Genomic DNA, 11,068 nt, shown 5'->3' with positions numbered 1-11,068 from the left:
AACCCCGACATGTCCTCCGCGGAAGGTGGTCTGCGGACCGCCCCGGCAGGAGCCCGGGCCGCAGACCGCCTTCCGCGGCCCCGCAGGCAGCACCACCGCTTGCGCATGCGTCCGGCCCCGCCTTGCACTCACTCCCTGACGATCGCCCGCGGCCTGCCGTTCTCGTCGATCGCAACATAGGTGAACGTGGCTTCCGTCACCTTGATGTACTCGCCCTGCGCCTTGAAGCGCTCGGCGAAGACCTCGACCAAGACCGTCACAGAGGTGCGGCCGATCCGCACGAGCTTCGAGTAGAAGGACAGGATGTCCCCCAGCCGAACCGGTTGCTTGAAGACGAATTCGTTGACGGCGACGGTGGCCATGCGGCCCTTGGCGTAGCGCGCCGGAATGACCGAGCCCGCCAGGTCGCACTGGGCCATCACCCACCCGCCGAAGATGTCGCCGTTGGCATTGACGTCGGCCGGCAGCGGGATTACCTTGAGCACGAGTTCCATGTCGGCGGGCAGGCTCTTGAGGGTGGCTGAAACGTTGGCGGGAACAGACATGGGCACAATCCGGGAAAAGCAACAGCCACGATTGTCTCCCCATGCGCCGTAGCGGCGAAGCCCTTTCCCCTGCCCATCACGCCTCGGCCAGCGAGCCGGCCCGGAGCGATCGCTCCGACTGGGCCACGCTGCGCCGGCTGTTTCCCTACCTCTGGCGCTACAAGTGGCGCATGCTGGCCGCGCTCCTCTTCATGGTGGGAGCCAAGGTGGCGAACGTCGGCGTGCCGGTGCTGCTCAAGAACCTGGTCGACACCATGACGCCCAAGCCCGACATGGCGCAGGCGCTGCTGGTGGTGCCGATTGCGCTGCTGGTCGCCTACGGGCTGCTGCGCTTCTCGACCTCGCTGTTCGGCGAGCTGCGCGAGCTGGTCTTCGCCAAGGCGACCGAGGGCGCGGCGCGCAGCATTTCGCTGGAGGTGTTCCGGCACCTGCATGCGCTGTCGCTGCGCTTCCACCTGGAGCGGCAGACCGGCGGCATGACGCGCGACATCGAGCGCGGCACGCGCGGCGTGCACTCGCTGATCTCGATGTCGCTCTACAGCATCGTGCCTACCATCATCGAGCTGACGCTGGTGCTGACGATCCTGGGCGTGAAGTTCGATGCGCTCTTCGTCTGGATCACGGGTGTCGCGCTGCTGCTCTACATCGCGTTCACCGTCACGGTGACGGAGTGGCGCACCCAGTTCCGCAGGACCATGAACGAGCTCGACTCGGTGGCGCAGAGCCGGGCCATCGATTCGCTGCTGAACTACGAGACGGTCAAGTACTTCAACAACGAGGAGTTCGAAGCGGGCCGCTACGACGCGAGCCTCGACCGCTACCGCCGTGCCGCCATCAAGAGCCAGAGGACGCTGAGCCTGCTCAACACCGGCCAGCAGCTGCTGATCGCGGTGAGCCTGGTGCTGATGCTGTGGCGCGCGACCGCAGGCGTGGTCGAAGGCCGCATGACGCTGGGCGACCTGGTGATGGTCAACGCCTTCATGATCCAGCTGTACATCCCGCTCAACTTCCTGGGCGTGATCTACCGCGAGATCAAGCAGAGCCTGACCGACCTGGACAAGATGTTCGTGCTGCTCGAGAAGGAGCGCGAGGTGCGCGATGCGCCGGGCGCCCGGCCGCTCGCGGGGCGCGATGCCAGCGTGCGCTTCGAGGACGTGAGCTTTGCCTACGAGCCCTCGCGGCCGATCCTCAAGCATGTGAGCTTCGAGATCCCGGCCGGCAAGACTGTTGCGGTGGTCGGGCCGTCCGGCTCGGGGAAGTCCACCCTGGCCCGGCTGCTCTACCGGTTCTACGACGTCCAGCAAGGTCGCATCCTGATTGGGGGCGAGGACATCCGCGAGGTGACCCAGGCCAGCGTGCGCCAGGCCATCGGCATCGTGCCGCAGGACACGGTGCTCTTCAACGACACCATCGAATACAACATCGCCTACGGCCGCCCGGGCGCCAGCCGTGCCGAAGTGGAGCAGGCGGCGCGGGCCGCGCGCATCCACGACTTCATCGCCGGGACGCCCAAGGGCTATGAAACGCCGGTAGGAGAGCGCGGCCTGAAGCTCTCGGGCGGCGAGAAGCAGCGCGTGGCGATCGCGCGCACGCTGCTGAAGGACCCGCCGATCCTGATCTTCGACGAGGCGACCTCGGCGCTGGACTCGGCCAACGAGCGCGCGATCCAGGCCGAGCTGAAGAGCGCGGCGCAGAACAAGACCACCCTGGTGATCGCGCACCGGCTCTCGACCGTGGTCGACGCGCACGAGATCCTGGTGCTCGAAAGCGGCGTGGTCGTCGAGCGCGGCACCCATGCGCAGCTGCTCGCCAGGGACGCGCGCTATGCCCAGATGTGGGCCCTGCAGCAGATCGAGGCTGCCGAGCCCGTTCTTTGATTCCCATGTTTCCGGAGACCGGATGTCCGACAAGATTCCCCTCCTGGTGCTCAACAGCCTGTCGAGCGCCCACCAGGCCCAGATTGCCGCCGTCTATGACATGACTTACGCGCCCACCGCGGCCGAGCGCGCGGCAGCCATCGCCGCACACGGCGCCCGCTACCGCGCAGTGCTGACCATCGGCGTGATCGGGCTCACGCCCGACGAGCTGGCGGCGATGCCGAAGGTCGAGTTGATCTGCGCCATGGGCGCGGGCTACGAGTGCCTGCCACTGGAGGCGGCGCGCGCGCGCGGCGTCGCGCTGGCCAACGGCGCCGGCACCAACGACGACTGCGTGGCCGACCACGCCTTCGGCCTGCTGATCGGCATCGTGCGCGGCATCCGCATGCTCGACCGGCAGTGCCGCGAGGGCGTATGGCGCGAGGCGATCCCGCAGCCGCCCAATGTCTCGGGCAAGCGCCTGGGCATCCTCGGCCTGGGCACCATCGGCCAGAAGATCGCCAAGCGCGCCGCCGGCTTCGACATGGAGGTCGGCTACCACAACCGCAAGCCGCGCGAGGGCGTGGCGCACCGCTACTTCGACAGCCTGAAGGCGCTGGCCGCCTGGTCGGACGTGCTGATGATCGCCACGCCGGGCGGCGCCGGCACGCGGCACCTGGTCGATGCCGGCATCCTCGATGCGCTCGGGCCGCAGGGCTTCCTGGTCAACATCTCGCGCGGCAGCGTGGTCGACACCGAGGCGCTCGCCGCCGCGCTGCGCGAGGGGCGCATCGCGGGCGCCGGGCTCGACGTCTACGAAAGCGAGCCCAAGCGCCCCGAGCCGTTGATCGGCCTCGACAACGTGCTGCTGACACCGCACATGGCCGGCTGGTCGCCCGAGGCCACGCAAGCCTCGGTGGACCGCTTCATGGCGAATGCCGAAGGGCATTTCGCCGGGCGCGGTGTGGTGACGCCGATCTGAAGGTCGGGCCCGCTTGAGTTGGCCAACCCCAAGCGGCCCGCCGGTGCTGGCATCTCTCTTGCTAATTGACTAAACGATTAATTAAAAGCCCGGGTTAACCCCATCTCGGTGCACGAGGAGCGCGGCTAACCTCGCGTTTTAATTAATTAGGTGTTTAATTAGCTCGAAGCCCGATCGGCTCCAAGGCCGCGGGCATTCATCCTTGATTGGAGATTGAGATGCAGAAGTGGATGCGTATGTTCGGCGCGGCGGGCGTTCTCGGCCTCGCCGCAGGCGGCGCCTGGGCGCAAGACACGGTGAAGGTCGGCGTGATCCAGCCGCTGACCGGCTCGGTGGCCTACAACGGCCAGGCCTTCGTGAGCGGTGCCAAGCTCGCGGTCGAGCGGCGCAATGCCGCGGGCGGCGTGTTCGGGCGCAAGGTGGAGCTGGTGATCGAGGACGGCCAGTGCCGCCCGGCCAACTCGGTCAACGCAGCCGAGAAGCTGGTGCAGCGCGACAAGGTCGTGGCACTGACCGGCGCCTTCTGCAGCTCGGCCACCGCGGCGGTGATGCCCGTGGCCGAGAAGTACAAGGTGCCGCTGCTGACCGGCGTGTCGTCGAAGGCGGACCTGACGGAGAAAGGCTTGCAGTACTTCTTCCGCTCGGCCGAGACCGACCGGCTGATGTCGAAGACCTTCAGCAAGATCATCGCCGAGAAGCTGCAGCTCAAGACGGTTGCCTACATCGGCGTGAACGACGACTGGGGCCGCGGCGGCGTCGAGGACTTTTCCAAGGACCTGAGCGCGCTGGGCGTGAAGACCGTGATGAAGGAGTACTTCGACCACGGCGCCACTGACTTCTACACGCTGCTCACCAAGCTCAAGGCCAGCAATGCCGATGGCGTGTTCGTCGCGGCCGAGACGCAGGACGGATCGATCCTGGTCAAGCAGTTCAAGGAGTTCGGTCTCAAGACCAAGATCTTCGGCGTCGGCTCCTGGGCGACGGCGGACTTCGTCGGCCTGGCCGGGGAGGCTTCCGAGGGCATCTACGCCGCCGTTCCCTACGCGTCGAGCCTGCCGGGCGACCGCAACAAGGCCTTCGTCGAGATGTACAGCGCTGCCTACAAGGAGAAGCCGGGCAAGTACGGCGCGGCCGGCTACAACGCGCTCAACATCATGATGGACGCGCTCGCGCGCGCCGGCAAGGCCGAGCCCGAGGCGGTGCGCGACGCCTTGCGCAAGACCGACTACGCCGCACCCAACGGCCGCTACCGCTTCACCGACAAGGGTGAAGGCTATGGCTTCGACGTGGTGCTGGTGCAGATCGTCAACAAGGAGCCGCGCGTCGTGGCCCAGAGCGCGACCGAGAAACCCTGAGGACCGGCATGGAGCTGCTGCCACAGTATCTCGTCAACGGCCTGGTCACGGGCTCCTTCTACGCCCTGTCGGCCCTGGGCCTGACGCTGATCCTCGGCCTCATGCGCGTCGTCAACTTCGCGCATGGCGAGCTGTACATGATGGGGGGCGTCATGGGCTGGTGGGCGACCACGCGGCTCGGCCTCGACTTCTTCTCCGGGCTGCTGCTGGTGGCCGTCGCGATGGGCGCCTTCGGCTGGCTGGTCGACCGCCTGCTGATCGAGCGCATCCGCGACCAGGGCGAGGAGCCCGGCATCCTGCTGACCATCGGCCTGTCGATCTTCCTGGCGAACACCGCGCTGTTGATGGTCGGCACCGCGCCGCTGAAAGTGGAGGCGCCGATCGCCGCTGGCCCGGTCTTCCTGGGCACGGTGGTGCTCACCAAGCTGCGCCTGTTCGCGGTCGCGGTGTGCGCGCTGCTGATCGTGGCCGCCTGGCTCACGATCCACAAGACCCGGCTGGGCCGCGCGATGCGCGCCACCTTCCAGGACCCGATGGCCGCGCGGCTGGTGGGCATCCGCACGTCCAGCGTGTACGCCAGCACCTTCGCCATGGGCACGGTGATCGCCTCGATGGCGGGCATGCTGCTCGGCTCGATCTACTCGGCGCAGGTGTCCGTTGGCGGGCTGGTGAGCATGAAGGCCTTCGTGGTCGTGATCCTCGGCGGCATGGGCAGCTTTGCCGGCGCCATTGCGGGCGGCCTGCTGCTCGGCGTGGCGGAGGCGCTGTGGGGCGGCTACGTCGCTACCGGCTGGGTCGACATCATCGGCTTCGCGCTGGTGATCCTCGCCCTGGTGTTCCGGCCCTACGGCCTCTTCTCCAAGCGGGTGGAGCGAGCATGAAATTCGAACGTCGCTGTCTCTGGGCGCTGATGCTGCTCGCGGCCCTGGTGCCCTTGCTGGTGCGCGACCAGTACGTGCTGCACATCGCCATCATGGTGCTGTTCTACGCGGTGCTCGCCACCAGCCTCAACCTGGTGGTGGGCTACGTCGGCGAGTTCTCGCTCGGCCACACCGCCTTCCTCGGCACGGGTGCCTATGCGGCGGCGCTCCTGTCGACCGTGCATGGCTGGCCGATCTGGGCGACCATCCCGGTCGCCGGTGCGCTCGCGGCACTGATGGGCGTGATCATCGGCGGCATCACGCTGCGGTTGCAGGGGCCGTTCTTCGTGATCGTGACCTTGTCCTTCGCCGAGGTGCTGCGCCTGGTCGCGGACAACTGGATCGCCCTCACCAACGGGCCGATGGGCATCGCGGGCGTGCCGCAGCCCGCCCTTCTGGCGGAGGCCGGCAACCTCGGGGCCAAGCAGTTCTACTACGCCGTCGCCTGGGTACTGCTCGCGATCGCGCTGTACTTGTCGTACCGCTTCGTGAACTCGAACGCAGGCCGCGCGGCCGTCGCGATCCGCGAGAACCGCTACGTCGCCCAATCGATCGGCATCCGGCCGCTGACCTACTCGATGTTCGCCCTGGTGCTCGGTGCCTTCCTGTCGGGCATGGCCGGCGGCTTCTATGCGCACTACATCTCCTTCGTCGGCCCGGAGGTGTTCCGCTTCGCCTTCATGGTCAGCATGATCATCATGGTGCTGATCGGCGGCAAGGGCACGCTGGTGGGGCCGCTGATCGGTGCGTTGCTCGTGACCTTCCTGGAGGAGTACCTGCGCGAAGCCAAGGAGCTGCGCCTGTCCCTCTTCGGGTTGGCGGTGATCGCGATCGTGCTCTTCCTGCCGCGCGGCCTGATGGGCTTCATCACGCGGCGCCGGGAGACGCGTGCCGTGGCTGCTGCCCCAGCCGCGCCCCCAACCGCGCCGCGGGCGACCCGGAGGCCTGCATGAACGCGGCGGGCACACTGGAGGTCCGCGGCCTCAGCAAGTCCTTCGGCGGCATCCATGCCGTGAAGGACATCAGCTTCGACGTGCAGCCCGGGGAGATCGTCGGCCTGATCGGCCCCAACGGCGCGGGCAAGACCACCTGCTTCAACCTGATCACCGGCTTCTACTCGCCGAGCGAGGGCAGGGTGCACTTCCGCGGCAGCGACGTGACGGGCGAGAAGCCTTACCGCATGGCGCGCCTGGGCATCGTGCGCAGCTTCCAGAAGACCAACATCCTCAAGTCGCTGACGGTGTTCGAGAACGTGCTCACCGGGCACTACCTCGAAGCGCGCCAGCCGCTCTGGCGCACCTTCTTCCCGGGCGCGCGCGTGCGCAGCACCGAGCATACCGTGCGCGAGAGTGCGGAGCGGATCGTGCACACCATGGGGCTCGGGCAGCGCATGGACGCTCCGGCCTACCTGCTGTCGTGCGGCGAGCTTCGCCTGCTCGAGGTGGCGTTGGCACTGTCCGCCAAGCCGGAGATCCTGATGCTCGACGAGCCCGCGGCCGGCCTCAACAGCCAGGAAGCGAAGACCTTCGGCGAGATCCTGAAGAAGCTGCGCGGCTCCTTCGTGCAGTCGATCCTGATCGTGGAGCACAACATGGGACTGGTGATGGGCGTGTGCGACCGCGTGGTGGTGATGCACTTCGGCGAGAAGCTGGCCGAGGGCGCGCCGGCCGAGGTGCAGAGCGATGCACGCGTGATCGAGGCCTATCTGGGCGGAGGAAGGAAGTCATGAGTGCCGTGATGGCAAACCCCATCGTGCAAGGCGCGCGCGCCGCCGGCGGCCACCTGCTCGAGATGAAGGATGTGCATGTCAGCTACGGCAAGACCGCCGCGCTGCACGGCGTGAGCCTCACCGTGCAGCCGGGCGAGGTGGTCGCGCTCATCGGCGCCAACGGCGCCGGCAAGAGCACCACGCTGCGCACCATCTCCGGCCTGCTGCGCCCGACGCGCGGCGAGATCCTGTTCGACGGCCGCGGCATCGGCGGCATGCCGGCCGACCGCGTGGTCGCGCTGGGCATCGCGCAGTCGCCGGAGGAGCGCCACGTCTGGCCGGCGATGAGCGTGTACGAGAACCTCTCGCTCGGCGCCTACCTGTGCAAGTCGGCCGCCGAGATCGAGCAGCGCATCGCGAAGGTGTATGCCCGCTTCCCGCGGCTGAAGGAGCGGCACCGGCAACTGGCCGGCACGCTCAGCGGCGGCGAGCAGCAGATGCTGGCCATCGGGCGCGCGCTGATGTCCGAGCCCCGGCTGCTGCTCCTCGACGAGCCCAGCCTGGGCCTGAGCCCGCGCATGGCAGAGGAGGTGTTCGACTTCGTGCGCGAGATCCATGCGCACGGCGTGACGGTTTTGCTGGTCGAGCAGAACGTGCACAACGCGCTGTCCGTCGCGTCGCGTGCCTATGTCTTCGAGACCGGCCGCGTGGTCGCGGAGCGCGATGCGGCCGGGCTGCTGCAGGACCCGGAGCTCCTGAGCGCCTACCTCGGCGCCTGAGAGCCGCGCGGGCGCCTGCGCCCTGCGGCCTTCATTCGAACAACGATTCGTTCATTCAAAAGCAATCCAACAGGAGATCTGGTATGAGCAAAGCAATGCGCGTGGGCATCGTCGGCGGCGGCATCGGCGGTGTAGCGCTGGCGCGTGCACTGCGACTGCGCGGCATCGACGCCCATGTTTTCGAACGCGCCCCCGCCTTCGGCGAGATCGGCGCGGGCGTGCAGATGACGCCCAATGCTGCCAAGGTGCTGAAGGGCCTCGGCGTGGGCGATGGGCTGGAGCGCATCGGCTTCCTGCCCGAGGCGATGGTCGGGCGCAACTGGAACGATGCGCGCGAGCTGTTCCGCACCCCGCTGCGCGAGGTGTGCCCCCGGCTCTTCGGTGCGGGCTTCTATCACGTGCACCGCGCCGACCTGCATGCGATCCTGTGCGAAGGCATCCCGGCGGACCGCGTGCGCTTCAACGTGCAGTGCACCGGCGTCGAGCAGCGCGGCGACCGGGCGATTGCCCGGTTCTCGGACGGCACCCGCTTCGAGGCCGACCTGATCGTCGGCGCCGACGGCATCCATTCGGCAGTGCGCGATTCGCTATGGGGCAAGACGGATGCGCGCTTCACCGGCCACATGTGCTGGCGCGCGCTGGTGCCGGTGGAGCAGCATCCGCTGCCCTTCGTGAGCCCGGATGCCTCGTTCTGGATGGGGCCGAAGGCGCACATCGTGACCTACTACGTGAAGGGTGGCGCGGCCGTCAACATCGTGGCCGTGAACGAGAGCGCGCAGTGGGTGGCAGAGTCCTGGACCGAGCCCAGCACGCGCGAGGAACTGCTCGCCGCCTATGCCGGCTGGCACCCGAACATCATCCGCCTCTTCGAGCGCACCGACACCTCGGAGATCTTCAAGTGGGGGCTGTTCGACCGCGACCCGATGACCGCCTGGTCGCAGGGGCGGGTCACGCTGCTGGGCGACGCGGCGCACCCGATGCTGCCTTTCCTCTCGCAGGGCGCGGCGATGGCGATCGAGGACGCCTACGTGCTGGCGGCTGCGCTGGCGCACTACGCCGGCGACTGCCCGGCAGCCCTGCGCGCCTATGAGGCCGAGCGGCTGCCGCGCACGGCCCGCGTGCAGCTCGAGGCGCGCGAGCGCGGCCGCACCTATCACCTGTCAACGCCCGAGGAGCAGCGCCAGCGCGACCTGGCCTTCCAGCAACAGCAGGCGAAGAACCCGAACGCCGTCGGCATCAAGGCCGAGTGGGTCTACGAATACGACGCGACCCGCTGCGACGAACGCTTCGACACCGTGGCCTCGGTGGCCTGAACCGGAGGATGAACATGAAGAGCTACCGCATCGGCCAGATCGTGCCGAGTTCCAACACCACGATGGAGACCGAGATCCCCGCCATGCTGCGCCTGCGCGAGCAGGTGAGGCCGGAACGCTTCACCTTCCACTCTGCGCGCATGCGCATGAAGCAGGTCAACAAGGAAGAGCTCGCGGCCATGGACGCCGAGTCCGACCGCTGCGCGCTGGAGCTCAGCGACGCGCGCGTGGACGTACTCGGCTACGCCTGCCTGGTCGCCATCATGGCCATGGGCCGCGGCTATCACCGCCAGTCCGAGACCCGCTTGCGCGCGGCCACCGCCGGCAACCAGGGCGAGGCGCCGGTGGTCACCAGTGCAGGCGCCCTGGTGGATGCGCTGCGCGTCATCGGTGCGCGCCGCATCGCGCTCGTGGCGCCGTACATGGTGCCGCTGACCAAGCTGGTCATCGACTACATCGAGCATGAAGGGTTCGAGGTGGTGGACTGGCGCGCGCTCGAGATCCCCGACAACCTGGAGGTCGGCCGCCACGATCCGGCGCGGCTGCCGGGCATCGTCGCCGGCATGAAGACCTCGGACGTGGATGCGATCGTGCTGTCGGCCTGCGTCCAGATGCCCTCGCTGCCGGCCATCGCGCGCGTCGAGGCCGCCACCGGCAAGCCGGTGGTCACCGCGGCCGTGGCCACCACCTACGCCATGCTCGGCGCGCTCGGCCTGGAGCCCGTGGTGCCCGGCGCCGGCGCGCTGCTTTCCGGCGCCTATGCGGGAGCGAAGCGATGAGCGGCAGCCACTACCTGTACGGCGCGCATGTGCAGGCCAACGGCATCCGCCAGCACTACCTGCGCTATGGCGGCGCCGGCGGGGAGCGCGCCACGCGCGATGCGGTGATCCTGATCCCCGGCATCACCAGCCCGGCCGTGACCTGGGGCTTCGTGGCCGAGCGCTTCGGCCGCCACTTCGACACCTACGTGCTCGACGTGCGCGGCCGCGGTCTCAGCGAAGCCTCGGACACGCTCGACTACAGCCTCGATGCGCAGGCGGCCGACGTGATCGCGCTGGCCCTGGCGCTGGCGCTGCCACGCTTCGCCCTGGTCGGCCATTCGATGGGAGGACGCATCGCGATCCGCGCCGCCGGACGGCAGCCTGCAGGGCTCACGCGCGTGGTCGCGGTCGATCCGCCGGTCTCTGGGCCAGGCCGGCGTGCGTACCCCGCGAAGCTGCCCTGGTACGTCGACTCGATCCGCCTCGCGCGCCGCGGCATCACGCTGGAGCAGATGCGCGAGTTCTGCCCCACCTGGACCGAGGAGCAGCTGCGGCTGCGCGCGCAATGGCTGCACACCTGCGACGAGCGCGCCATCGTGACCAGCTTCGAGGCCTTCCAGACCGACGACATCCACGCCGACCTGCCGCGCATCGCGGTACCCCTGCTGCTGATCACCGCCGAGCGCGGTGACGTGGTGCGGCCCGGCGACGTCGAGGAGATGCGCCGCCTCGCCCCCCAGTTGGCCGAGGTGCGCGTGCCCGACGCCGGCCACATGATCCCGTGGGACCACGAGGCGAACTTCTACCGTGCCTTCGGCGACTTCCTCGGCCATCCGCTCGATTGAGTAG

Annotated in this window: 11 protein-coding genes; 10 read left to right on the top strand and 1 reads right to left on the bottom strand. The window is 68.4% G+C overall.

All coding sequences use genetic code 11. The features are described from left to right. Nucleotides 1-128 precede the first annotated feature (128 nt). Nucleotides 129-545 (bottom strand): acyl-CoA thioesterase, encoded by a 417-nt coding sequence (locus APY03_RS23210; protein ID WP_068680479.1) that lies wholly within the window; start codon nt 543-545, stop codon nt 129-131. Nucleotides 546-586: 41 nt separating this feature from the next. Between APY03_RS23210 and APY03_RS23205 the strand changes: the two genes are divergently transcribed. The 10 genes from APY03_RS23205 (at nt 587) to APY03_RS23160 (ending at nt 11,064) form a co-directional block, all read left to right on the top strand. Then, on the top strand, nt 587-2,422 hold the full coding sequence (locus APY03_RS23205; RefSeq protein ID WP_068680477.1) for an ABCB family ABC transporter ATP-binding protein/permease: 1,836 nt from the start codon (nt 587-589) through the stop codon (nt 2,420-2,422). A gap of 22 nt (nt 2,423-2,444) precedes the next feature. Further along, nucleotides 2,445-3,383: a 2-hydroxyacid dehydrogenase gene (locus tag APY03_RS23200; RefSeq protein WP_068680474.1), complete on the top strand. Its 939-nt coding sequence runs from the start codon at nt 2,445-2,447 to the stop codon at nt 3,381-3,383. Nucleotides 3,384-3,601: 218 nt separating this feature from the next. Next, nucleotides 3,602-4,738: an ABC transporter substrate-binding protein gene (locus APY03_RS23195; protein ID WP_068680471.1), complete on the top strand. Its 1,137-nt coding sequence runs from the start codon at nt 3,602-3,604 to the stop codon at nt 4,736-4,738. 8 nt (nt 4,739-4,746) lie between these two features. Next, nucleotides 4,747-5,619, top strand: a complete 873-nt coding sequence (locus tag APY03_RS23190) for a branched-chain amino acid ABC transporter permease (protein ID WP_068680470.1) — start codon at nt 4,747-4,749, stop codon at nt 5,617-5,619. Next, nucleotides 5,616-6,611: a branched-chain amino acid ABC transporter permease gene (locus APY03_RS23185; RefSeq protein WP_083944523.1), complete on the top strand. Its 996-nt coding sequence runs from the start codon at nt 5,616-5,618 to the stop codon at nt 6,609-6,611. Before APY03_RS23190 ends, APY03_RS23185 begins: the two co-directional genes overlap by 4 nt. Beyond that, nucleotides 6,608-7,387, top strand: a complete 780-nt coding sequence (locus APY03_RS23180; protein ID WP_068680469.1) for an ABC transporter ATP-binding protein — start codon at nt 6,608-6,610, stop codon at nt 7,385-7,387. Before APY03_RS23185 ends, APY03_RS23180 begins: the two co-directional genes overlap by 4 nt. Continuing rightward, nucleotides 7,384-8,145, top strand: coding sequence for an ABC transporter ATP-binding protein (locus APY03_RS23175; RefSeq protein ID WP_068680464.1), 762 nt, complete (start codon nt 7,384-7,386; stop codon nt 8,143-8,145). Before APY03_RS23180 ends, APY03_RS23175 begins: the two co-directional genes overlap by 4 nt. Nucleotides 8,146-8,228: 83 nt before the next feature. Then, nucleotides 8,229-9,458: an FAD-dependent monooxygenase gene (locus APY03_RS23170; protein ID WP_068680460.1), complete on the top strand. Its 1,230-nt coding sequence runs from the start codon at nt 8,229-8,231 to the stop codon at nt 9,456-9,458. A 14-nt stretch (nt 9,459-9,472) separates the two neighbouring features. Continuing rightward, on the top strand, nt 9,473-10,237 hold the full coding sequence (locus APY03_RS23165) for a maleate cis-trans isomerase family protein (RefSeq protein WP_068680671.1): 765 nt from the start codon (nt 9,473-9,475) through the stop codon (nt 10,235-10,237). Further along, nucleotides 10,234-11,064 (top strand): alpha/beta fold hydrolase, encoded by an 831-nt coding sequence (locus APY03_RS23160; protein WP_068680459.1) that lies wholly within the window; start codon nt 10,234-10,236, stop codon nt 11,062-11,064. Before APY03_RS23165 ends, APY03_RS23160 begins: the two co-directional genes overlap by 4 nt. Nucleotides 11,065-11,068 lie beyond the last annotated feature (4 nt).

The organism is Variovorax sp. WDL1 (assembly GCF_001541225.1).
GTDB lineage: Bacteria > Pseudomonadota > Gammaproteobacteria > Burkholderiales > Burkholderiaceae_C > Variovorax.
The sequence above is the reverse complement of the archived record's forward strand: the minus strand, read 5'-3'. Positions and strand labels throughout refer to the sequence as shown.